At 61.9% G+C, this 23,647-nt stretch carries 22 protein-coding genes; 13 read left to right on the top strand and 9 right to left on the bottom strand.

What is annotated here, in order from left to right:
• Positions 1 to 11 precede the first annotated feature (11 nt).
• The 9 genes from lptC to mgtE all read left to right on the top strand — a co-directional run bounded on the left by lptC (position 12) and on the right by mgtE (position 7,020).
• On the top strand, positions 12 to 602 hold the full coding sequence (gene lptC, locus ACS92L_RS02985) for an LPS export ABC transporter periplasmic protein LptC (protein ID WP_438766957.1): 591 nt from the start codon (positions 12 to 14) through the stop codon (positions 600 to 602).
• A 40-nt stretch (positions 603 to 642) separates the two neighbouring features.
• Complete coding sequence (lptA, locus tag ACS92L_RS02980; RefSeq protein ID WP_438766955.1) at positions 643 to 1,200, top strand: lipopolysaccharide transport periplasmic protein LptA; 558 nt, start codon at positions 643 to 645, stop codon at positions 1,198 to 1,200.
• Complete coding sequence (gene lptB / locus ACS92L_RS02975; protein WP_438766953.1) at positions 1,200 to 1,925, top strand: LPS export ABC transporter ATP-binding protein; 726 nt, start codon at positions 1,200 to 1,202, stop codon at positions 1,923 to 1,925. Before lptA ends, lptB begins: the two co-directional genes overlap by 1 nt.
• Positions 1,926 to 2,044: 119 nt before the next feature.
• Complete coding sequence (locus tag ACS92L_RS02970) at positions 2,045 to 3,463, top strand: RNA polymerase factor sigma-54 (protein WP_438766951.1); 1,419 nt, start codon at positions 2,045 to 2,047, stop codon at positions 3,461 to 3,463.
• Between the two features lie 168 nt (positions 3,464 to 3,631).
• The gene (hpf, locus tag ACS92L_RS02965; RefSeq protein ID WP_115853448.1) at positions 3,632 to 3,943 is read left to right on the top strand and encodes a ribosome hibernation-promoting factor, HPF/YfiA family; all 312 of its coding nucleotides are present in this window, start codon (positions 3,632 to 3,634) and stop codon (positions 3,941 to 3,943) included.
• A 4-nt stretch (positions 3,944 to 3,947) separates the two neighbouring features.
• The gene (gene ptsN, locus ACS92L_RS02960) at positions 3,948 to 4,421 is read left to right on the top strand and encodes a PTS IIA-like nitrogen regulatory protein PtsN (RefSeq protein ID WP_438766949.1); all 474 of its coding nucleotides are present in this window, start codon (positions 3,948 to 3,950) and stop codon (positions 4,419 to 4,421) included.
• 11 nt (positions 4,422 to 4,432) lie between these two features.
• Complete coding sequence (rapZ, locus tag ACS92L_RS02955) at positions 4,433 to 5,329, top strand: RNase adapter RapZ (RefSeq protein WP_438766947.1); 897 nt, start codon at positions 4,433 to 4,435, stop codon at positions 5,327 to 5,329.
• Positions 5,316 to 5,585 (top strand): HPr family phosphocarrier protein, encoded by a 270-nt coding sequence (locus tag ACS92L_RS02950; RefSeq protein WP_438766945.1) that lies wholly within the window; start codon positions 5,316 to 5,318, stop codon positions 5,583 to 5,585. The genes rapZ and ACS92L_RS02950 overlap by 14 nt, the downstream gene beginning before the upstream one ends.
• Positions 5,586 to 5,667: 82 nt before the next feature.
• Positions 5,668 to 7,020, top strand: coding sequence for a magnesium transporter (gene mgtE, locus ACS92L_RS02945; RefSeq protein WP_438766943.1), 1,353 nt, complete (start codon positions 5,668 to 5,670; stop codon positions 7,018 to 7,020).
• Between the two features lie 43 nt (positions 7,021 to 7,063).
• Here the strand turns inward: mgtE and pmbA are convergent, their stop codons facing one another.
• Complete coding sequence (gene pmbA / locus ACS92L_RS02940; RefSeq protein WP_438766941.1) at positions 7,064 to 8,401, bottom strand: metalloprotease PmbA; 1,338 nt, start codon at positions 8,399 to 8,401, stop codon at positions 7,064 to 7,066.
• An 88-nt stretch (positions 8,402 to 8,489) separates the two neighbouring features.
• Between pmbA and yjgA the strand changes: the two genes are divergently transcribed.
• Positions 8,490 to 9,056, top strand: a complete 567-nt coding sequence (gene yjgA / locus ACS92L_RS02935; protein WP_438766939.1) for a ribosome biogenesis factor YjgA — start codon at positions 8,490 to 8,492, stop codon at positions 9,054 to 9,056.
• Between the two features lie 20 nt (positions 9,057 to 9,076).
• Here the strand turns inward: yjgA and tldD are convergent, their stop codons facing one another.
• The 7 genes from tldD to ACS92L_RS02900 all read right to left on the bottom strand — a co-directional run bounded on the left by tldD (position 9,077) and on the right by ACS92L_RS02900 (position 19,041).
• On the bottom strand, positions 9,077 to 10,534 hold the full coding sequence (tldD, locus tag ACS92L_RS02930; RefSeq protein WP_438768397.1) for a metalloprotease TldD: 1,458 nt from the start codon (positions 10,532 to 10,534) through the stop codon (positions 9,077 to 9,079).
• A gap of 5 nt (positions 10,535 to 10,539) precedes the next feature.
• The gene (locus ACS92L_RS02925) at positions 10,540 to 14,403 is read right to left on the bottom strand and encodes a YhdP family phospholipid transporter (protein ID WP_438766937.1); all 3,864 of its coding nucleotides are present in this window, start codon (positions 14,401 to 14,403) and stop codon (positions 10,540 to 10,542) included.
• A gap of 2 nt (positions 14,404 to 14,405) precedes the next feature.
• Positions 14,406 to 15,866, bottom strand: coding sequence for a ribonuclease G (rng, locus tag ACS92L_RS02920; RefSeq protein ID WP_438766935.1), 1,461 nt, complete (start codon positions 15,864 to 15,866; stop codon positions 14,406 to 14,408).
• Positions 15,863 to 16,477, bottom strand: coding sequence for a Maf family protein (locus ACS92L_RS02915; RefSeq protein WP_438766933.1), 615 nt, complete (start codon positions 16,475 to 16,477; stop codon positions 15,863 to 15,865). The genes rng and ACS92L_RS02915 overlap by 4 nt, the downstream gene beginning before the upstream one ends.
• Before the next feature lie 84 nt (positions 16,478 to 16,561).
• Positions 16,562 to 17,038 carry a rod shape-determining protein MreD gene (mreD, locus tag ACS92L_RS02910; protein ID WP_438766931.1) on the bottom strand — a complete coding sequence of 159 codons (477 nt, stop codon included), beginning with the start codon at positions 17,036 to 17,038 and terminating at the stop codon, positions 16,562 to 16,564.
• A complete protein-coding gene (gene mreC / locus ACS92L_RS02905) occupies positions 17,035 to 17,904 on the bottom strand; it encodes a rod shape-determining protein MreC (RefSeq protein WP_438766929.1) in 870 nt (289 codons plus the stop codon). The genes mreD and mreC overlap by 4 nt, the downstream gene beginning before the upstream one ends.
• A gap of 99 nt (positions 17,905 to 18,003) precedes the next feature.
• A complete protein-coding gene (locus ACS92L_RS02900) occupies positions 18,004 to 19,041 on the bottom strand; it encodes a rod shape-determining protein (protein ID WP_438766927.1) in 1,038 nt (345 codons plus the stop codon).
• Positions 19,042 to 19,264: 223 nt separating this feature from the next.
• Between ACS92L_RS02900 and gatC the strand changes: the two genes are divergently transcribed.
• The 3 genes from gatC to gatB all read left to right on the top strand — a co-directional run bounded on the left by gatC (position 19,265) and on the right by gatB (position 22,550).
• Positions 19,265 to 19,552: an Asp-tRNA(Asn)/Glu-tRNA(Gln) amidotransferase subunit GatC gene (gene gatC / locus ACS92L_RS02895; RefSeq protein WP_438766925.1), complete on the top strand. Its 288-nt coding sequence runs from the start codon at positions 19,265 to 19,267 to the stop codon at positions 19,550 to 19,552.
• A gap of 87 nt (positions 19,553 to 19,639) precedes the next feature.
• The gene (gene gatA / locus ACS92L_RS02890) at positions 19,640 to 21,091 is read left to right on the top strand and encodes an Asp-tRNA(Asn)/Glu-tRNA(Gln) amidotransferase subunit GatA (RefSeq protein ID WP_438766923.1); all 1,452 of its coding nucleotides are present in this window, start codon (positions 19,640 to 19,642) and stop codon (positions 21,089 to 21,091) included.
• A 4-nt stretch (positions 21,092 to 21,095) separates the two neighbouring features.
• The gene (gene gatB, locus ACS92L_RS02885) at positions 21,096 to 22,550 is read left to right on the top strand and encodes an Asp-tRNA(Asn)/Glu-tRNA(Gln) amidotransferase subunit GatB (RefSeq protein WP_438766921.1); all 1,455 of its coding nucleotides are present in this window, start codon (positions 21,096 to 21,098) and stop codon (positions 22,548 to 22,550) included.
• A 123-nt stretch (positions 22,551 to 22,673) separates the two neighbouring features.
• Here gatB and ACS92L_RS02880 read toward each other — a convergent pair whose 3' ends face one another.
• Positions 22,674 to 23,372: an SDR family oxidoreductase gene (locus ACS92L_RS02880; RefSeq protein ID WP_438766919.1), complete on the bottom strand. Its 699-nt coding sequence runs from the start codon at positions 23,370 to 23,372 to the stop codon at positions 22,674 to 22,676.
• Between the last annotated feature and the right edge of the window lie 275 nt (positions 23,373 to 23,647).

Genomic DNA, 23,647 nt, shown 5'->3' with positions numbered 1-23,647 from the left:
AGGAAGTGTACATGGCTTTTCGAGACAGACTCCCGTCCGGACGAACACGGACACGCCTTGGCATTCTGGCACTGGTACTGGCGCTGGGCGGCGTTCTGACGCTGATCGATCAGCGCAACACCCTGATGACACCAGGGCCGGCGCCGGACAGCGATGCCGGCGTTCCGGACTATTACCTTGAAGGCGTGTCCTATACCCGCTTCGATGACCAGGGCCGCATGTCGCAGACCATGGAGAGTCCACGCGTATCCCACACGCCCGAAGATGACGTGACACGTGCCACAACGCCGCATTTCACGCTGCTGGGCAGTGATGGCAATCGCTGGACGGCCGATGGCGAGCGCGCCACGCTCGGGGCGAATGCCAACACGTTTGAACTGGCCGGTAACGCCGTACTGCGTCAGCCGGCGGACGGGTGGCAACTTGAAACGGATGTACTGCATTATGATGTACCGTCACAACATGCATGGAGCGATAGTGACGCCATCTTTACCCAGAACGAGCAGCGAACCCGTGGTGACCGCTTTGACGGCTGGGTCAACGAGGATCGCATGACGCTTGAAGGCAATGTGCAGGGCTTTCACCCCCCCATTCGCCAGTAATCGCCGCCTTTTTCAAACATGAATGATGACAAGGATTCCCATGATACGCCCTGTGCTGCTGTGTACCTCTGCCCTGCTGCTGGCACTGCTCGGTCAGCAGGCCATGGCCCTGGAAAGCGATCGCCAAAAGCCCATCAACATCGGTGCCGATGAGCTCAATATCGACAACCGTGCCGGCACGGCCGTCTATACCGGCACCGTCGAAGTCGACCAGGGCACCATGAAGCTGCGCTCCAGTCAGGTTGAGCTCAAGCGCGCCCAGAGCGGCGGCCTGTCGAGCCTGACGGCCAAGGGCGGCAGCGGCGGACGCGCCTACATCGAACAGCAGCCGGCGCCCAACGATCCGCTGGCCAAGGGCTGGGGCAACACCATCATCTATCATGCCGGCGAGCGACGCGTCGAACTGATCGGCAACGCCGAGCTGCATCAAAGCGGTGATACCTTCAACGGCGGCTACGTGGAGTATTTTCTCGACTCCCGCCAGGTCAATGCGCGCGGCAACCAGAGCACTCAGGGCAGCAGCAGCTCTGACAGCAGTTCAGGCGGACGTGTCCGCATGCAGCTCACCCCCGAAGATCAACAGGGCAGCAGCAATTAATGAAAACCCTTCACGCATCCCATCTGGCCAAAAGCTTCAAGGGGCGCCGTGTCGTTCAGGACATCAGCCTGTCGATCCGACAGGGCGAGATCGTGGGTCTGCTCGGCCCCAACGGGGCAGGCAAGACCACCTCGTTTTACATGATCGTGGGCCTGATCCAGGCCGATGCCGGCCGCGTCGCCATCGATGATCTTGATCTCAGCCGCAGGCCGATGCACAAGCGTGCTCACGCCGGCATCAGCTACCTGCCTCAGGAAGCCTCCATCTTTCGCAAGCTTTCGGTGGCCGACAACATTCTGGCCATCCTTGAAACGCGCAAGGATCTTGATCGCCATCAGCGTCGCGAACGTCTCGATCAGCTGCTTGAAGAGTTCAGCATTACCCATATTCGCGACAACATGGGCATGAGCCTGTCCGGCGGTGAGCGCCGGCGCGTCGAGATCGCACGCGCCCTTGCCATCGAGCCGGCCTTTATTCTGCTCGATGAACCCTTTGCCGGCGTGGACCCCATTTCGGTCGGCGAGATCAAGGGCATCATCCGCCAGCTCCGCACCCGTGGCATTGGCGTTTTGATTACCGATCACAACGTGCGTGAAACGCTCGACATCTGCGACAACGCCTACATCGTCGGCAGCGGCCTGATTATCGCCGAGGGCGATGCCAATGCCGTGATGAACAACCAGCACGTACGTGACGTCTATCTGGGTCACGAGTTTCGCCTTTAGCCCCATCGACTTATCAGTCAATGGCATGGTATTTGCAGCTCATGGCGCCTTCAGCACTTGCAAGGTCGCCACGGACTGGATAGCGTGGCACCAAACGTTGGCGACCGGGCGTTACGACCATGATGAAACCCGCCTTACAGCTTCGTACCGGCACTCAGCTCACCATGACGCCGCAGCTGCAGCAGGCCATTCACCTGCTGCAGCTGTCCACGCTGGATCTGCAGCAGGAGCTTCAGATGGCGCTGGAGAGCAACCCGCTGCTGGATCTCGAAGAAGAGCAGACCATCGAACAGCCGGAAACGCCGCTTTCGCAGGATGAATGGTCCGACACCATCCCGGAAGAGCTGCCGCTGGATGCCCGCTGGGACGATGTGTATACCAACGGCAGCAACAATACCCCGGGCGCGGCGGAAGACAGCTGGAATATCGAGCACAACGCTCAGGCCATCGATCTAACGTCACATGTGCGCGAACAGATCCTGCTGATGGACATGGACCCGCGCGAGCAGCTGATGACCGACACGCTGCTCGATGCGCTGGAGCCCAGCGGCTATCTCGGCACGGGGCTTGAAGACCTCGTCAGGGGGCTGCGCCAGCAGGGCCTTGCCGATCTCGCACAGGCCGAGATGGAGCGCATGCTGGCACGTCTTCAACAGTGTGAACCCACGGGCGTTTTTGCGCGCGATCTGCGCGAATGCCTGCTGTTACAGCTTGATCAGCGATCAAGCGACACCCCCTGGCTTGCCCAGACCCGACGCCTGATTCGCCAGTTTCTCGAGCCGCTGGGGCAAAACGATCGCCGTCTTCTCAAACGTCGTCTGAGTCTGGATGACGACGCCCTTGATGAGGTGATCCATACCATTCGCTCGCTCAACCCGCGCCCCGGACAGGACTTCGAGGCCGTTGATCAGCACCTTGTCGTCCCGGATCTGATCCTGCGCTATCACGGCCGTCATGGCTGGCAGGTCGAACTCAATCAGGACGCGCTGCCAAAACTTCGCATACAGCCCGATTATGCCGCGATGGTGCGTCGTGCCGATAAAAGCGAGGACAACACCTTCCTCAAGGAGCACCTTCAGGAAGCACGCTGGCTGCTCAAGAGTCTGTCGAGTCGCAACGACACCCTGCTGCGGGTCGGACAGGAAATCATGACGCGACAGGCAGGCTTTATCGATCACGGGGATGAGGCCCTCAAGCCCATGATTCTGGCCGATATTGCCCAGGCCGTGGACATGCATGAATCCACCATCTCCCGGGTCACCACGCGCAAATACATCCATACGCCGCGCGGCATCAAGGAGCTCAAGTACTTTTTCTCGAGCCATGTCGGTCAGGAAGGCGATGCCCACGCCAGCACGGCGATTCGCGCCCGCATACGCAAGTTCATCGGTGACGAAGCGCCGCGGCGCCCACTCTCCGATGCCCGGCTGGTGCAGCTTCTGGCCGACAACGGCATCATGGTCGCCAGGCGCACCGTGGCCAAGTATCGTGAGGCCATGGGCATTCCCTCCTCCAGCGAGCGCAAGCGTCTGGCCTGAATCCCGCCATGAAATATGGCGCCTCGAAAGCCCTGCGACAGATAACGATGTGATTCAGGGTTTGCGCCGACCGGAAAAGCGTTACAATCTGAGAGTAGCCGGAGAGGCTTGCAGGTCCGGCAGACCACACGGGCTGCCGGTTATCCGTTTCGATTCAGGGAGCATGCCATGCAGGTAAACATTACCGGGCACCACGTCGAACTGACCGATGCACTGCGCGAGCACGTCAATCAAAAGCTTGCCAAGCTGGAACGCCACTACGACAACATCACCAATGTTCAGGTGACCCTGTCTGTCGAGAAGGAGCGCCAGCAGGCTGCGGCCACGCTCCACGCCGCAGGTGCCGAGCTTCATGCTCAGGCCGAGCAGGAAGATCTCTATGTTGCCATCGACGCCTTGACCGAGAAGCTGGATCGACAGTTGCTCAAGCACAAGGAGAAAACACAGGCCCGCTCCCAGGGCAACGGCAAATACCTGTAAACCCATGACACTTGATCAGATACTCCCCTCCGACCGAATCCTGTTTGACGTGGAAGGAGGCAGCAAGAAGCGCGTGCTGGAGTTTTTCAGCGGGTTCGTCTCACAAAACATTCCCAGTCTTGACAGTCAGGAAGTCTTTTCCCGTCTGATCAGCCGGGAGCGTCTGGGGAGTACCGGTGTGGGGAATGGCGTGGCCATTCCCCATGCACGCAACTCACACTGCCGCCAGCCACTGGCCGGATTCATGCGTCTTCAGCAGGCCGTGGATTTCGATGCCATCGATGGCGAGCCTGTTGACCTGCTTTTTGTACTGCTGGTACCGGAAGCCGCCGAAGACACGCACCTCTCCCTGCTGGCACAGATCGCCGAAGTCATGAACGCTGCCGAAACCCGGCATGCCCTGCGCAACGCCCACGATGAACAGGAACTTCATGACATTCTGATGCAGGCCATCAGTCAACTTTCCACGCGAGTATAAGCAGCATGGCCATGGAACTAGTTATCGTCAGTGGACGCTCCGGTTCCGGGAAATCCATTGCGCTGCAGGCACTGGAAGATCAGGGCTTTTATGCCATCGACAATCTTCCGGCGATGCTGTTGTCGGCCCTGATCGACGAACTCGAAGCCGGCAGCCCGCACCGCAACCGTGTCGCGGTCAGTATCGATGCCCGCAATCTGCCCAGTGCGCTCGAGCGTTTTCCTGAACATCTGGAAGCGCTTTCCAACCGCGGCATTCACTGTCAGGTGGTCTATTTAACGGCCGACTCACGAGTGCTGCTTGAGCGCTATGCGGCCACACGTCGCCGCCACCCGCTGACGCGGGAAACCCAGATGACGCTGGCCGAGGCGATCGAGGCGGAGCACCAGTTCCTCTCGCCCCTTCGCTATACGGCCGATCTGATCATCGACACCTCCAATCAGTCCGTCCATGATCTCAGACGTCGCGTGGCCGAACAGGTGGCGCGCCACGACATCAATGATCTGACGCTGACCTTTGAATCCTTTGGTTTCAAGCGCGGCGTGCCGCTGGATGCCGACATGGTGTTTGACGTGCGCTGTCTGCCCAATCCCTACTGGGATCCGCGCTATCGCACCCAGACCGGTCAGGACGATGACGTGATCGCCTTTCTGGAAGCCCATGACGAGGTCAGGGCAATGTTTGGCGATATCTGTCAGTGGCTCGAACGCTGGCTGCCCTCCTACCTTGCCAGCCATCGCAGCTATCTGACCGTGGCCATCGGCTGTACCGGCGGCCAGCACCGATCGGTCTATCTCACCGAGCAGCTTGGCGAGCACTTTGCCGGTCAGTTCCCGGCCGTGCGCATTCGCCATCGCGAACTGACCATCCAGCGCGCTGTCAGCGAGGCGGGTGATGCTTCAGCGTGAACTGACACTGACCAACCGTCGCGGGCTGCATGCACGCGCCGCGACGCGTCTTGTGCAGTGCTGTCAGCCCTTTGACTCGAAAGTGACGATTCACCACGGTGACAAAAGCGCCGATGCCGCCAACATCATGTCCCTTTTGATGCTGGCCGCACCCTGTACCAGCGTGGTGCAGGTGCAAGTGGAAGGCGAGGATGCCGAAGAGGCGCTGGCCGCCATCGTGGCGCTTTTTGACGCGCGCTTTGACGAAGACCAGTAGCGCCCTCAGGCGTTAACGAACATTGTTCGACTCTCTGCTAGAATGCGTCTCTTACATGGGCTGACACCGGGATGTCACGGCAATGAGCAACAACCACAAGAGACGTCAGCCTCGTCTGGAGCGACTCGAAAACGCTCTGGCGCAGCGGGAGATGGACCAGGTGCGCCGCCTGCTTCGTCGCGGCCTGCCGCCTGCCGACATTGCTCAACTGCTGGAATCCACGCCCCCGCGCGAGCGTGACATCCTGTGGGAACAGGTCGACAGTCACGCCAAGGGTGAAATCCTTCAGTATCTCAATGACGATATCCAGACCGGGTTTCTGATCCGAATGGATGCCTCGCAGCTGCTGATGGCCACCCAGCAGCTCGATAACGACGACGCGGCCGATCTGCTGCAGCGTCTGCCGCATACGACGCTTGAAGACATCCTGTCGATGATGACGCCCACCCGCCGGGCGCGCATCGAAGCGGTCCTGTCCTATCCCGAGGACACGGCCGGCGGTCTGATGGACACCAACACCGTCACGATTCGTCCGGATGTCACCCTGGAGGTGGTGCTGCGCTATCTGCGTCGCCACAAGCGCCTGCCCGAATCCACCGACAGCCTGCTGGTCGTGACGCGCCACGACGAGCTGATCGGGGCCCTGCCCATCAATCGCATTCTGGTCAGTGACCCCGGCATCAGCGTGCGGGAAATCATGGATACCGACGTGGTTACCCTCACGGCACTGATGCATGAAGATGAGGTGGCCAGCATTTTCGAGCGCCGAGACCTGATCTCGGCGCCGGTCATCAGCGCCGACAACCGGCTGCTGGGACGCATCACCATCGATGACGTGGTCGATGTCATCCGCGAAAATTCGGCGCGCACCATGATGACCATGGCAGGTCTTGAAGATGAAGAGGACACCTTCGCCCCGGTACTTCGCACCAGCCGCCGTCGCGCGGTCTGGCTGGGCATCAACCTGGTGGCGGCCACCATCGTCTCGATTGCCATCGGCTTTTTTGAAGACACCATCCAGCAGATTGCCGCGCTGGCCGTTTTGATGCCGATCGTGTCCAGCATGGGCGGGATTGCCGGATCACAGACCCTGACCGTGCTCATTCGCGGTATTGCGCTGGGACATGTGTCGGGCGCCAACGTGCGCTGGCTGGTGGTACGCGAGCTTTTATCCGGCTCGATTAACGGCGTGCTCTGGGCTGCGGTGGTCGCTGTCATGGCCGTGGCGCGCTTTCATGACATGAAACTGGGCGCCATCATTGCCATGGCCATGATCATCAATCTGCTGGTCGCGGCGCTGGCAGGCACCCTGATCCCGGTTATCCTGAAAAAGCTGTCGATCGATCCGGCGCTGTCAGGCGGAGTGCTTTTGACCACTATTACCGATGTGGTGGGCTTTGTGGCCTTTCTGGGGCTGGCCACCGCCCTGTATTGAAGCGCCTTCAGGACCTCGACCGGTCCTGAAGGTCTATGCCTCTTTATCCGGCAATCATCATGTCATCGATCAGCCAGCTGCCGGTATGAACGCTGCTGCGTCGATCGATGTCATCGCCCAGCGCAGCAAGATTGCGGAACATGTCGCGCAGGTTGCCGGCAATGGTGAACTCCTCCACCGGCGCCACGATCTCGCCTTTCTCAATGAGAAAACCTGCCGCCCCGCGGGAGTAGTCGCCCGTTACCGTATTGACCCCCTGGCCCATCAGCTCGGTTACCAGCACACCGCGCTCGATGCGGCCCACAAGCTCTTTTTCGGGCGTCAACGGCGCCTGTAGACGCACGTTGCGCGCCCCGCCGGCGTTGCCGGTGGTGACAAGCCCCAGTCGCCGGGCGCTATAGCTGGAGAGCATCCACCCTGCCAGCCGCCCATCCCGGATAAAGTCGTTGTCCCGCGTATAGACCCCCTCATCGTCGTAGGCGCTGCTGGCCATGGCGCCATATTCACGCGGGCGCTCGCCAAGGCTCAGCCACTCGGGAAACAGTGACTCTCCCATGGCGTCGCACAAAAAGGAGGATTCGCGAAACACGGCGCCACCGGCAATGGCGTTGAGAAAATGGCCAATAAGCGAGCGTGCCATCGCCGGCGTAAAGAGCACCGGCATTCTGCCGGTTTCCATGGTTCGAGCGCCCAGTCGCGCCATGGCCTGCTCGGCCGCCACGCGGCCGACCGCCTCCGGCGCCCGAAGGCGAGAGGCGTCACAGTTGACGGTGTAGTCGTGATCGCGCTGCATCCCGGCGCTGTCGCGAGCAATCATCATGCACGACAGCGCGTGATGACTGGCGCGCGTGACCCCCATGAACCCATGGCTGTTGCCATAGACACTGACGCCTTCACTGGTGGTCAGCGAGGCGCCATCGCTGCTGTCGATGCCTTCCAGTGCCAAACCGCCCTGCTCGCAGCGCCTGGCAAGTTCGATCCCCTCATCGGGCTCGAGCGCCCAGGGGTGATGAATACCCATGTCGGGCAACTCTCGTGCCAGAAGCGCCGGGTCGGCAAGCCCGGCGGCCGGATCTTCCGCCGTATAGCGGGCAATATCGAGTGCGCGCTCGATGGCATCCACCAGTGAAGCCGGTGACGCGTCACTGCTGGAGACGCTGGCCCGGCGCCGACCCAGATACAGCGTGACACCGATGCCCTGATCACGTGCCATCTCCAGCGTCTCGACGCTGCCCCCGCGCACGTTGATCTCCATGCCCTGCTGGACGCTGGCGCCGATTTCACAGGCATCCGCGCCGGCACTTCGGGCGTGTTCCAGTGCCTGCGCCACGGCCGTTTCCAGTGCCGCCTGCTGACCATCAATATCCAGTGTGCTCGCCATGGCGCTCTCCTGTCTGTCCTGGAAGGGGAACGAGCCTGATATACTCGCCTCCCCTATTCATTGGTTCTTCGCTCGCCGGAGCTTTTGCATGTCGCCACGAAAAAAATCACGCGCCCCCTCCGTAGAGGAGACGCCTTCTGACACCGACAGCCCGCATGATGCGTTTCATCATGACAACGGCCGTCCCAACAAGACCCGCCTGAAACAGGAAGCGCAGGATCTCAAGGAGCTCGGCGAGCAGATCATTGCCCTGTCCGACAAAGAGCGTGCGCGCTTGCCGCTGTCCGATGATCTGCTGGCCGCCATCGACGAAACCCGGCGTATCACTTCCCGCGAAGCCCGGCGCCGCCACATGCAGTATGTCGGCAAGATCATGCGCGCCGAATACCTCGACGAGATTCGCGCCGAATTCGACACCATGGCGCGTGAAAAGCGCCAGCGTGAGCTCGGCTTTCATCACCTGGAGCAGTGGCGCGACCGCCTGATCGACGGCGACAGCGACACCCTGACCGCCTTTGTCAACGAATACCCGGACGTGGATCGTCAGACGCTGGGCCAGCTGGTTCGCAACGCCCGGGCCGAACGCGCCGCCGACAAGCCACCGGCCAGCGCCCGCAAGCTTTTCCGCCTGATTCGCGATACCGCCGGGCTGTAAGTCCTGATCGGCCGGCCGTTTTAACCGGCCGTGCCGCCGATCGTCATGGCATCGAGTTTCAGGGTGGGCTGTCCGACGCCGACAGGCACGGACTGCCCTTCCTTGCCGCACACGCCCACCCCGGTATCAAGTGCCAGATCGTTGCCGATCATCGAGATGCGCCCCATCGATTCAGGGCCATTACCGATCAGGGTGGCCCCGCGTACCGGCGTGGTGATTTTGCCGTTTTCGATCAGATAGGCCTCGCTTGCCGAGAAGACAAAGCGGCCCGAGGTAATATCCACCTGCCCGCCGCCAAAGCTTGCTGCGTAAATGCCGTGATCGACCGAGGCAATGATCTCTTCGGGGTCGTGCGCGCCCGCAAGCATATAGGTATTGGTCATGCGGGGCATGGGCAGGTGGGCATAGGACTCGCGCCGCCCGTTGCCGGTCGGCGCCATGCCCATCAGTCGCGCATTAAGCCGGTCCTGCATGTAGCCGGTCAGAATGCCATCCTCGATCAGAGGCGTGTACTGCCCGGGCGTGCCTTCATCGTCCACGCTCAGCGAGCCTCGACCGCCCTCACAGGTGGCATCATCCACCACGGTGACCCCGCGCGCCGCCACCTGCTCGCCGATTCGACCGCTGAACGCCGAGCTGCCGTGGCGGTTGAAATCGCCTTCAAGACCGTGTCCAACCGCCTCGTGCAGCAGCACGCCCGGCCAGCCGTTGGCCAGCACGACCGGCAGCTGTCCGGCCGGCGCATCGATCGCCTCCAGATTGACCAGCGCCTGACGAACGGCCTCGCGGGCGTAGCGGTCGGCCACGTCATCGCGCATGAACTGCGTCAGCGAGAAGCGACCACCTCCGCCGGCGCTGCCGCGCTCGCGGCGACTGTCACGCACGGCAATGACCGAGACGTTAAAGCGTACCAGCGGACGCAGGTCCAGTGCCTGGGTGCCGTCGCTGTTTTGCACCATGATGGCCTCATAGGAGGCGCTCAGCGAAACGCTTACTCGCGTTACCGCCGGGTCCGCCGCGCGCGCAATCCGGTCGGCGCGCTGGAGCATGGCCACCTTGTCATCAGCGCCCAGTGACGCCAGCGGATTATCGCTGTCGTAGCGCGCGGCCGCCGATACCGGCGCACCGACCGCCACCGGCGGTGTGCGCTGCCCGGCGCGCACGATCAGCGACGCGGTATGCGCCGTGCTGGCAATGGCCTCACGGCTGAGCTGATTGGAGTAGGCAAACCCGGTCTGCTCCAGGTGCTGCGCGCGAATGCCCAGCCCGCTGTCGATGCTGTAGCCGGCCTCCTTGACCTCGCCGTCTTCCAGCGACCAGGACTCGCGCCAGCTGCGCTGTAAAAAGATATCGGCAAAATCGATGCCCGGCCCCATGGCCGTTTCAAGCCCCTGATAAAGCGCGGCATCGTCGAGGCCGTGCGCGTCGAGCAGCAGGGCACGGGCGTGATCCGATCGAGTACTCGAATAGGATGGCATTGTCATCAGCGCGTATGCTCCAGCTTGACCTGTGGCGTCTCCCAGGGACCCGCCACGTGATAATGAACCTGCGATACCCGGTCGAACCAGGGCTCGAACAGCTTGTGTAGAAGATAAAGCACACCGCCCACCTGAGGCGCCCCAACCAGTACCGCCGCCAGAGGCAGATTCTGGGACACCGGCACGGTCAGACCCAGATGGGCATCCAGCGTGCGGGCCGGGATATCCACCTGCCCGCCCGCCGAAAACCGGGTCGCGGAGCCGTCAAAGACCACCGGCTCCACCGTGCGCACCACGCCCTCATGCAGCGTTGTGCGGGCCTTGACCGATTTAAAGGCGATCCCGGAGCGGGTCACATCGGAGAAATTGAGCTGAAGGCGCTGCATCAGATTGTCCAGGTTCAAAAGCGATAGCAGATTGGCCCAGCGCGATTGAACGGCGGTCAGACGGCCGCTGCCCAGATCGGCGTTCACGCTGCCGTTGACGCCTTTAATATCAAACTGCCAGGGCGCGCCCGGCCAGGCCAACTGTGTGTCGAGCCTGCCCCGGTCGGTCTGGAGCACGTTGTTGACGCCAAAGGAGGCCATGGTTTTGCCCAGGTCTCCGGCACTGGCCTCAAGCCGCAATCGGCTAAGGCTGGGCAGACTCCCGGCACGTTCCCATACCAGCTGCCCGTTGGCCTCAAGGTCCTGCATCTCGATTGTCAGGGGCGATATGTCGATACGCTCGCTATCGGAATGCCAGCCACCAGACACCTTCCCCAGCATACGCCCGTCAAGGCGCACCTGATCGACCGTGAACTGGCCATCTCCCAGACTCGCCAGCCCTTCCGGATAGGCCGTCAGCGTTGTTTCCGAAGCCTTGCCCGCAGCATCGGCCGCCTCGCTGCTGCGCCGGGCCTCGGTCATCAGGGGCGTCAGGTCCAGCCAGTCGATATGAACGGTCACCGGCAGTGCCGGATTGTCACGCCAGTCGGCCGTACCGCTCAAAAAGGAGCTGTCGACCATGGCGTGCCAGTCATTGCCGCGCACTTCACCCAGCCCGCGGGCGCTGCCAAGACAGGTCACACCGAACAAAACGCAGTCGGTATCCACCGCGATACGCTCGATGGGCGAAATCTTCTGGGAGGGCGCATCGGGGCGCCGGCGACGGCTGTTGTCATCGGCCGTATCGGAAAGCTGGGAAATGGCCAGCTGCCAGGCCACCAGATCCAGCCGGTCCGCCTGCCAGTTGACCTGCCAGTGCTCCTGTTCGGGCCATTCGATGTCCTCGGCGGGCATCTCTTCCAGCCAGACCTGCCCCTGGTGGCTGTTGTGACGCCAGCGCGCCCGCACCAGCTCACCAGCGCGCAGTTCACCGGCGCCGCTGCCAACGTCCACATCCAGCGTCAGGGGCAGCGGCGTGTCGGGCGATTTCTGAAACGGCTGAGGCAGCTGCAGCGACAGCCCTTCAAGCGGGGTCTGCACGTGAATCTGTGCGCCCCCCTCGCCCAGCATGATCTGCGCCGTATAGTCGATGGGACCGTGAACGATGGGAATAATGTTCTCAAGGCCCAGCCAGCCCGCCACCCCTTCGGCGTAGCCGCGCCCGGTAATATCGATACCGCCATCCATCAGATTCAGCCGTGCCCTGACAGGCCCCTCGAAAACACGCGCATCCAGCGCGCCGGTAATGCGGCTTTGCTGACGGCGATAGCCGTAATGCACATCACCTTCGATATCGGTCACGGTCAGATCCGACTCTTTCGAATACAGCGTGGCGCCACTCAGCCGACCGTCGCCGTTGATTTTGACGGCTTCAGGGTCCGTGGTCGGCAGCGAGACATTGACCGAACCGATCAGACTGCCCCCCGTGCGCCAGGTGTTGAGCGTCTCGCTGAGCGAGTCATCTTCCAGCGGCGCCTTTTGCAACAGCTCAAGCAGGTTGCCGGCATCGCCGGTGACCAGCGCCGAGAGCGTAAATTGCTGGTCATGAAGCGCCGCCTTCGCCCCACGTGAGACCATGCCCATCAGATTGGCGTGGGTAATATCGGCATCGAAATTGTTGCCTGCCATGGTGAACCGACCATCCAGTCCGGTCACCGGCGGCCAGCCCTCCTGCCAGGTCATGCTGACATTGCGGGCATCCGCCGACACTCTCACCTTGTCTTCATCGGGGGCCTCGGGCCGATCATCGTTGAATACCAGCCGCAGCGCCACGTTGCCATTCGGGATATCGGCGCGATGAATGCGCTTGTCCAGCCAGACGCGCACTTCGGGGTCATCGATGGCATTGACAGGCAGCCACTCGCGCGGCTTGTCGGTGGAGACGCCTTCAAAGGCGACGTTCATGTCAAAGCGCTCCGGCTTGCCCGGCGGCGCCGTCAACGCGAAATCTCCTCGGGCATGCGCCCCGCGGCGCTCAAGCGCGATATCGCTGCCGCCAAAGTGAATCTCGCCATCCTCACCGATATTGAAGGCAAGCGTGCCGCTGACGTTATCAAGCGCCCAGGGCGCGAGAAAGACTTCCGGTAGATTCAGCTCGGTATGGCGTGCGCCAAAATCAAGCCGTGCATCAAGCCCCTCGGCCACCAGCCAGCCATCGATCGGGCCAAACCCGGGGATCTGCTGTACTGGCTGTCCCGAGACACCCCGCAGTGCCGCACGCGTTTCGACAGGCCCACCCTGACGGCGACGAATGGAGAGACCGTCAATACGTCCCTTGAGCGCCATCCCCGCCAGTATCTGGCGGCTTTCGCCGTCCGGCAGCGGCATGAGATCCGAAAGGGCCGTGATATCGTCCAGTGCAAACGCCGTGGTGTTGACGCTGAAATCGGAGAAGTCCTCTGATGCGTCCAGCTCGGCCGCCTCGGGCAACAGGGAAAGCGCCTGGCCATCACGTGCAAGCCCGAGGCGTTCGACGCTGCCGTGCCAGCGACCGCTCGAGGTACGCTCGAGCCCGGCTTCCAGCGTCATGTCGTTGAGCGTAAACACCGCGTCGCGATGCATGCCGGAAAGCGCTGCCCCGTCCAGCGATAGCCGACCGGTCGTCATGTCGCCCTCGTGCCAGCCCAACCATAATGAGGCCTGACCCTGGGCACTCGAAAAAGCGTAGCCGGGCCACAGGGCACTCCAGAGGCCGGCCAGGCGGCGAGCCTGCTCGGCATCGGCCTTGAGCTGAAGCCGGCCATCCAGTGGGGCGATGTCATCAAAGCGACCCGCCAGGCCAAAGCCTGCCGCCGCCTCACCCTCCCAGTGCGCCGACGCTGCAAGCGTACGCCCGGTCTGCCGGCTGCCGGCAATCGCCACCCGATCAATCAAGAGTGAGGAGGTCGTGGCAGAGGCGTCGCCTCCTCCCTCTGCCAGGCGGGCGTGGAAGTTGATGCGACCATCCCGAATATCGACGGACTGTCGCATCAGGGTCTCAACCCAGGTCGTCACACGCTCGGGCGTTATCTGGAAGGCGTCATCATTGTCGTTCTGCGATGACGGCTCCCATCCCCACTCGCCCGGTGCAGTTTCATACAGATCGATCGAGACGTCGCGGACATGAAAGGCGGACAGCGTGGGGGCTCGACCGGCCATCAGATCGAACACGTCAAGATTCGCCTTGAGACCGCCCAGTGACATCAGAGAACGCGCGCCCTCGTTGCCATCGAGATCCAGATTGTTCAGCGCCACGACCAGTTCGCGCCCCTGCAGCTCGAGCCGCAGGTCCTGCCAGCGCACGTGATACTGTGACGGCAGGTCCAGCATCTCGAGAACCTGCTGTTGCAGGGCGGGCTGATTGAGTACGCCCAGGCGCAGCGAGGTCGTCACGACCGCCAGCAGCAGCAGGATGATGGCTGCCAGGGTCAGCAGCCAGCGCGTCAGGATTCGCAGCGAAGACATGATCACATCAGTACGATGTCGTACTGCTCCTGACAATAGTGCTGTTCCACCTGAAACCGGATGGTCTTGCCAATAAAGCTCTCCAGATCAGCCACCGCCGTCGACTCCTCTTCATGCAGTCTGTCTACCACGCGCTGAGCGGCCATGACCAGATACGTCTCCGGCGAATAGGCCCGCTCCTCACGCATGATCTCACGAAAGATTTCATAGCAGACGGTCTCCGGCGTCTTGAGGGTGCCGCGCCCCTTGCAGACGGGACACGGCTGGCACAGCACATGCTCCAGACTCTCGCGGGTTCGCTTGCGCGTCATCTGAACCAGCCCCAGTTCGGTAACTCCCGACAGTCGGGTACGGGCATGGTCACGTTCGAGCGCCTTCTCCAGCACCCGCAGGACCTGGCGCTGGTGGTCGCTGTCGAGCATATCGATGAAATCGATAATGATGATGCCACCCAGGTTGCGCAGGCGAAGCTGTCGGGCAATGGCCGTTGCCGCCTCGAGATTGGTCTTGAAGATGGTTTCCTCAAGATTGCGATGCCCTACAAAGGCGCCGGTATTGACGTCGATGGTGGTCATGGCCTCGGTCTGATCGATGATCAGATAACCGCCGGATTTGAGATCAGCGCGGCGCTCCAGCGCTCGCTGCAGCTCGTCTTCGACCGAGAAGAGATCAAAGATGGGACGCTCTCCGGGATAATACTCGATGCGCGACTCCAGCGACGGCATCAGCTCCCGGGCGAATTCACGCAGGCGATCATGGTTTTCTCTCGAATCGATGCGGATACGCTCGATTCCTTCATGCATAACATCACGCAGTGTCCGGGTCGGCAGGGCCAGATCCTCATAGAGCACGACCGGGGCTTTCGTACCGCGCCGGGCGGCATCAATCTTGCGCCACAGCCTGAGCAGAAACTGCATGTCGGCGGCCAGCGAGGGCTCATCAACGCCTTCGGCGGCCGTGCGGATGATAAACCCGCCCACCAGAGCGTCGCGGGCACTGGCCTGAGCATGAACCATGTTGCGCAGACGCTCGCGCTCGGCGTCACCCTCGATGCGCTGGGACACGCCGACATGGGCCGCCCCGGGCATGTACACCAGATAGCGCGAGGGAATGGAAAGCTGCGTGGTCAAACGGGCGCCCTTGGTGCCCATGGGGTCCTTGATGACCTGAACCACCAGCGACTGCCCCTCATGGACCAGCGTTCGAATCGGCGCGGCCTCCTGTCCGGGATGACCGGCCGGCATCAGCTCGTGGGCGTGAATAAAGGCGGTTCGGCTCTGCCCGATATCGACAAAGGCCGCCTGCATGCCCGGCAGTACGCGCACGACCTTGCCCATGTAGATATTGCTGACAATCCCACGGCACTGGTCCCGCTCGATCCAGGCCTCCTGGAGCACGCCGTTTTCGACCACTGCAACCCGGGTTTCCATGGGCGTCATGTTGATCAGGATTTCACCGCTCACGACGCCTCTCCCTGGGTCAATTCATTACCGGCCAACCATGGCGCCACGCCATGGCGGGCGAGCAGCTGCGCCGTTTCACAAAGCGGCAGGCCGACGATACCCGACCAGCTCCCCTCGATGCGCGAGACAAACATCGCCCCCCGCCCCTGCAGGGCATAACCACCGGCCTTGTCGCGCCCTTCACCGCTGGCAACATAGGCGCTGATTTCCGTTTCTTCCATCAAGCGAAAATGAACGTCGCTGATGACACAGGCATCCAGAATGCCGGCGGGCCCCACCAGCGTCACGGCGCTGATCACCTGATGGGCGCGTCCCGACAGGGCGCGAAGCCAGGCTCGGGCATGGTCATCGCTTTCCGGCTTGCCCAGAATCTGCCCGTCCACGGAAAGCGCAGTATCGCCGCCCAGTACGGGCAGTGTCGTGTCAAACGCCTGCTGACCGGCCAGCGCCTTTTCCCGCGCCAGACGCACGACGTAGTCCCGGGCCGGCTCATCAGGGTGTGGAGTTTCATCCAGATCCACCGGAAAGGCATGGGCGATCACACCAAGCGTGGCCAGCAGTTCAAGGCGCCTGGGGGATGCCGAGGCAAGAATCAGATCAGGCGATGACATGGGCATGGGGTATCCGAAAAAGGGGGCTGCAAGGGCGCCCTGATTCACCGAACAACACACTGTCCGGCAGACGCAAACGGGATATCAAAAGGAAGCAAAGCGCCGGCGCACGACCTGCATCAGGGTAAACAGCCAGGGCCATAGCAGGCCACCCAGCAATGCGGCGTAAACAAACTCGAGATGCAGCGGCGAGCCCAGCAAAATGGCGCGCAGCCACTGCTCGAACAGCTGCATCAATGCCAGCACGATCGTAACCAGCATGGCCTGACGCCAGAGCGCATAGATCCGCATGCGCTGATAGAGCAACAGCGTCAAAAAGGCGATGGTGGCATACAAAAGGGCATTCTCTCCCAGCGGCGTCCCCTGCAGCAGATCGATCAGCATGCCGATCAAAAAACCGTGGAAGACGCCCACCCGGTAGGGCGTAATGATGCACCAGTAGATCAGCACCAGCCCGGTCCAGTTGGGGCGCCACAAAAGCCACTCTTCGGGCAGCGGCATGACCTGAAGAATCAGGGCACACAGAAAGGACAGTGGAATGACTGCGGAATAGCCTTTCATTGACGCGTCTCCTGACGGCTGGCGCGAGCCACCTGAAGGGCCGCGTCCACCGCCTCCTGACTCAACCGATGACGGGTGCGCTTGAGCCGGTCATGGGTAAAGAGCAGCAGGAAATTGCGACTGCGATCGAGCCGGGCGATGGGCAGCACCTCCACACTGGCAAAGGGCGTACCGGCATTACGCACAATCCGGTTAACGCGCGCCACCGGGTAGCCTTCCGGAAAACGTCCGGTCAGTCCCGAGGTCACCAGCAGATCCCCTTCACGGATGTCGGTATTGTTGGGCACGTTGTCCAGCATCAAACGGCTGGACTGGCCGGCACCGCGAGCGATGAAGCGCAGCCCGTTGCGGTTGATCTGCACGGGCACCGAATGGCTGGCATCAGTAATCAAAAGCACGCGGCTCGAGTAGCGCGACACCGAGATGATCTGACCGACCAGTCCGGCCGAATCCACCACCGGCTGACCGCTGTACACGCCGCTTTGCTGGCCGCGGTCGATGATCATCTGCTGCAAAAAGGGATCGTTGTCCAGCGTCAGCAGTCCCGCCGTAATCCAGGGAATTTCCTGACGCGGCGTCGCTTTTAAAAGCTCGCGCAGCCGGGTGTTTTCCTCGGACAGACTGGCCATGCGCTGGACACGCTGTGACAGGGTCAAGAGTCGCTCGCGAAGCTGGCGATTTTCGTTGACCAGACGGGTCTGATCGCTCAGCGCCAGAGACGCCAGGCTCAGGCCCCGGGCCGGCAGACTGACGATCCACTGAACCGGCGCCACCACGGTCGACACCTGGGCACGCACGTCTTCCATCCAGCTCATGCGCTGGTCGGCAAACATCAAAAAGGACGCCAGAATGACGCAAAGGATCATTCGGTAGCCGGGAATGGGACCGTGCGAAAAAAGCGGTTTGATAGGCCTTCCTCCCGCGAACCGTATGCCGCCGGCGCAAGGCGCCGGCAGCCGCTGGCATCAGTCGGTAGACAGCAGTTCGAAGGTGTGCTGATCGATCATTTCAAGCGCCTTGCCACCGCCGCGGGCCACACAGGTCAGCGGGTCTTCGGCAATGATGACCGGCAGGCCGGTCTCTTCGGCAATCAGCTTGTCGATATCGCGCAAAAGGCCGCCACCGCCGGTGATGACCAGACCACGGTCGGCAATATCGGAGGCAAGCTCGGGAGGCGACTGCTCCAGCGCGCTCCTGACGACGGCCACGATCGAGGACAGCGGCTCCTGGAGGGCGTCGAGAATCTCGTTGGAGTTCAGGGTAAAGCTGCGCGGCACACCCTCGGCGAGATTGCGGCCCCGGACATCGATTTCACGCAGTTCACCGCCCGGCCAGGCACAGCCGATCTCTTCCTTGATGCGCTCGGCCGTGGCCTCGCCGATCAGGCTGCCGTAATGGCGACGCACATAGGCCGTGATCGCTTCGTCAAAGCGGTCACCGCCCACCCGCACGGATTCGGAATAGACCACGCCGGAAAGCGAGATGATGGCAATTTCGGTCGTGCCGCCACCGATATCGACCACCATCGAACCGGTGGCCTCCTCGACCGGCAGACCGGCACCGATGGCAGCCGCCATTGGCTCTTCGATCAGAAAGACTTCACGGGCCCCGGCCCCTTCAGCGGACTCCTTGATGGCACGGCGCTCGACCTGCGTGGACATGCAGGGAACACAGACCAGAACCCGGGGGCTGGGCGTTAAAAAGGTGCTTTGATGCACCTTTCTAATAAAATACTGCAGCATTTGTTCGGTGACGGTGAAGTCGGCAATGACGCCGTCCTTCATCGGACGAATGGCGGTGATGTTGCCGGGCGTGCGCCCCAGCATCCGCTTGGCATCAAGGCCGACAGCGGCCACGCTTCTCATGCTGCCGGACTGGCGAATGGCCACGACCGAGGGTTCATCGAGCACGATACCGCGACCACGTACATAAATCAGTGTATTGGCCGTTCCCAGATCGATCGACAGATCACTGGAAAACAACCCCCGTAAACGTTTAAACATGAAAGTCTTTCACCTGGGCCAGACCGGAACTTGTGCGGATGCAAACGGTATCATCGCCGTCATGATGCGGCAAGCAGCCCGCCTGCCATGCCGTCGCTGCTTATGATACCTTCTTCCCACAATGTGGCCTCGCTTCTTTTTGTTGGTTTTATGCAGCCCGATCAGAAGCCGGAGGTCCACGCTTTTGTAATTCAACCCTGCATTGTTCAAAGGTAGAACCGCCATGGCTATTGAACACGCCAATGTTCTGCGCGCAGCACATCTGGCTCGTCTGGGTGTGAGTGACGCCCAGGCCGAACGCTATGTTGATGATCTGTCTCGCATTATGGAGATGGTAGATCGGCTTGCCGAGATCGACACCGACGGCGTGGCGCCGCTGTCCCATCCACTCGACGCCACTCAGCCCCTGCGCGCCGACGAAGCGATCGAGCCCGACCGTCGCGACACCTTCCAGAAAATTGCCCCGGCTACGGCAGACGGTCTGTATCTGGTGCCGCGCGTGGTCGAGTGATCGTCATGACAACGCCTGACCGCTTTGAGATGCGACAGACCGGAAACACTGGCCCGATCAAGGGCAGCCAAGGAGTAACAAGCCCCCATGCATGACAAGACACTTGCCGAACTGGCCCGCGGCCTGGCTGCCGGTGACTTCTCCAGTCGTGAGCTGACGACCTCGCTGCTCGAGCGCATCAAGCGCCTGGACCCGGCGCTTAACAGTTTTATCACCGTCACCGGCGAGCAGGCCCTTGAAGACGCCGATGCCGCCGACACCCTGCGTCACAAGGGGGAAGCCGGTGTTCTCGGTGGCCTGCCGCTGGCCTACAAGGACATTTTCTGCACCGAGGGCGTGCGCACCAGTGCCGGCTCGAAGATGCTGGACAACTTCATCGCCCCCTACAATGCCACCGTGGTGGAAAAGCTTCGCCACGCCGGTACGGTCAGCCTTGGCAAGACCAACATGGATGAGTTCGCCATGGGCTCTTCCAACGAAAACAGCTACTACGGTCCGGTCAAAAACCCCTGGAATCCGACACTGGTCCCCGGCGGCTCCTCCGGCGGCAGTGCCGCGGCCGTGGCGGCAGGCCTCGTTCCGGCCGCGCTGGGCACCGACACCGGTGGCTCGATCCGCCAGCCGGCCGCGTTTTGCGGCATTACCGGACTCAAGCCCACCTACGGACGCATCTCGCGCTACGGCATGATCGCCTACGCCTCGAGCCTGGATCAGGCCGGCCCCATGGCCCGCACGGCAGAAGACTGCGCCATGCTCATGAACGCCATGGCCGGCCATGACGCACGCGACTCCACCAGCGTCTCGCGCAACGTGCCCGACTACACCCAGGGGCTGGACAAGCCGCTCAATGGCCTCAAGATCGGCCTGCCGGTGGAGTATTTCGGTGAAGGTCTGGCCCCCGAGGTCGAAACGGCCATTCGCGACGCGGTGAAGGTCTACGAATCTCTCGGCGCGCAGGTCATCGATGTCAGTCTGCCCCATACCCGTCTGGCGATTCCGGCCTATTACGTCATCGCGCCGGCCGAGGCCTCCTCCAACCTGTCACGCTTTGATGGCGTGCGTTTTGGTCACCGCTGTGATGATCCGGTCGATCTCGAGGATCTTTACAAGCGCACCCGCGCCGAAGGCTTTGGCGATGAGGTCAAGCGACGCATCCTGATCGGCACGCACACCCTTTCGGAAGGCTTTTTCGATGCCTACTACCGCAAGGCGCAGCAAATCCGTCGACTGATTCGTCAGGACTTTATCGACGCCTTTGGACGGGTGGATGTGCTGATGGGCCCGGCGGCGCCGACCACCGCTTTTGAACTGGGTGCCAAGGCCGACCCGGTGCAGATGTATCTGCAGGACATCTACACCATCGCCATCAACCTGGCCGGCATTCCCGGTATCAGTGTGCCGGCCGGTCTGGTCGACAACCGCCCGGTCGGGCTTCAGATTCTGGGGCCGCACTTCAGTGAGGCGCACCTTCTTAACGTGGCGCACGCCTATCAGCAGGCCACCGACTGGCATCAGCGCCGGCCCGAGATCAAGGAGTAACAACATGCAGTGGGAAGTCGTGATCGGGCTTGAAGTCCACGTGCAGCTGTCGACCTGCTCGAAAATCTTTTCCGGCGCCTCGACGGCCTTCGGCGCCGAGGCCAACACCCAGGCCTGCGGCATCGATCTGGGTTTGCCGGGCACGCTGCCGGTGCTCAACGAAAATGCCGTGGCCATGGCAGTACGCTTTGGCCTGGCGATCAATGCCGAGATCCCCGAATACTCGGTGTTCGAGCGCAAGAACTATTTCTACCCGGACCTGCCCAAGGGCTATCAGACCAGCCAGATGGCGCATCCGGTCGTCGGGCGTGGCGAGGTCGATATCACCCTGGGCGATGGCACCATCAAGACCGTGCGCATCCATCATGCCCACATGGAAGAGGATGCCGGCAAATCGCTGCACGAGGACTACAGCGGCATGACCGGTATCGACCTCAACCGCGCCGGCACGCCGCTTCTGGAGATCGTCTCCGAACCCGACATGCACAGCGCCGAGGAAGCGTCCGCCTACATCCGCGCCATTCACGCCATCGTGACCTATCTGGGCATCTCCGATGGCAACATGGCAGAGGGCTCAATGCGCTGTGACGTCAATGTCTCCCTGCGACCGAAGGGTCAGGAGAAGCTCGGTACCCGCGCCGAGATCAAAAACGTCAACTCCTTTCGCTTCGTCGAGCGCGCCATCGCTTTTGAAATCGAGCGCCAGAGCGAGATTCTCGAGGAAGGCGGCGTCGTTGTTCAGGAAACGCGGCTCTACAACCCGGATCTGGACGAGACCCGTTCGATGCGGACCAAGGAAGAAGCCAACGACTATCGCTACTTCCCCTGCCCCGACCTGCTGCCCCTGATGCTCGATGAGGCCTATATCGAGCATCAGCGCTCGCTGCTGCCGGAGCTGCCCAGCGAAAAGCGCCAGCGCTTTGTCGATGCTCTGGGCCTGTCGCCCTATGACGCCGACGTGCTCACCGGGTCACGAGCGCTGGCCGAGTATTTCGAAGCCGTGCACGGCCACTGCGGCGATGCCAAGCTGGCCGCCAACTGGGTCCAGGGCGATCTGCTGGGTCGGCTCAACCGTGACGGACTCGACATCACCGAAAGCCCGGTCAGCGCCGAGCAGCTGGGCGGCCTTTTGAGGCGTCTGGCGGATGACACCATCAACGGCAAGGCGGCCAAGCAGGTCTTTGCCGATCTGTGGGAGCGCAAGGGTGAGACGGCCGATGAGATCATCGAGTCCCGCGGTCTCAAGCAGGTCACCGATACCGGGGCGATCGAATCGCTGTGTGATCAGGTGATTGCCGACAACCCGGTGCAGGTCACCCAGTATCGCGAAGCAACCGAGGACAAGCGCGGCAAGATGATCGGCTTTTTCGTCGGCCAGGTCATGAAGGCCTCGCGCGGTACGGCCAACCCGCCGCAGGTCAACGCCATGCTCACGGAAAAGCTCGACGCGCTGCTGTAGTAATGTCAGCAACGAAACGTGTGTGAGCGAAACACGTATGTGAGTACCAAAAAGGGGACGCCAGCTGGCGTCCCCTTTTTTATGGCCTGGCGCTTATACCCACACAGCCCTGCTGCCCGACGCTTACTCCTCGATCGGTGGTGTCGGCAGGATGCACATGTCGTGCACTTCCACGTGCCTGGGCTGGGTCAATGCAAAGACCACCGAACGGGCGATATCGTCCGGCGTCAGGGCATTGTCCTGCGGCTCGTCGAAAAAGGGCGTATCCACCACGCCCGGCTCGATCAGCGTGACGCGCATGCCGCTGCCCTTGACCTCCTCGCGCAGGTTATAGGCCATGCTCTGGACGGCGCTTTTGGTGGCGCCGTAAAACGAGCCCGGCATGACCCGGCGCCCGGCCACGGAGCCCGTGATCAGCACGTGCCCGCGGCTTTTTTTCAGCTCGGCCATGGCCGCGCGCACCGTCAGTGCCGGGCCCAGCACATTGGTCAGGAGCACCTCGCGCCACTCTTCCGGGTCGCTGCCGCCATAGCCACGCCCTTCAAGGCCGCGACCGGCGTTGGCAAAAACCGCATCCAGACTGCCAAAACGCGCAACGACCGAGGCCACCAGCTGCTCCTGGTCCTCCCACGACTGCACGTTGCAGGTAAAGGCCGCCGACTGAACGCTGTATTCCTGCTCCAGCGTCTCCGCCAGCGTTTCAAGGCGCTTCGTGCTGCGTGCCGCCAGTGCCACGTTGTAACCGGCCTCGGCCGCATGGCGGGCACAGGCTTCACCGATGCCGCTCGATGCGCCCGTAATCAAAAGCGTTGGGTTGGCCATTGCTGCCTCCTGTGTGTTCAGGTCGATATGACCCGGCTGTCGTATCATGTGCCTTGAGTCTGGCAAGACGGATGTGACTGCGCCACCCTGAAAAAGCACAGAGCTGTGTACGACAGGTGCAGGAAAAGCCATCGGTCATGACCCGCGACCATGACAGCCGCGATGATTTTCAGCTATCCTGGAGTAACCCGTTTTATTGCTCTGAATCAATCAATGCACTGGCGTTCGTCCTTGAACCGTCAGGTGACTATAACCATGGATGTCGGTCGCAACCG

It is taken from the genome of Kushneria halocnemicola, from assembly GCF_965650455.1.
Classification (GTDB): domain Bacteria; phylum Pseudomonadota; class Gammaproteobacteria; order Pseudomonadales; family Halomonadaceae; genus Kushneria.
The sequence above is the reverse complement of the archived record's forward strand: the minus strand, read 5'-3'. Positions and strand labels throughout refer to the sequence as shown.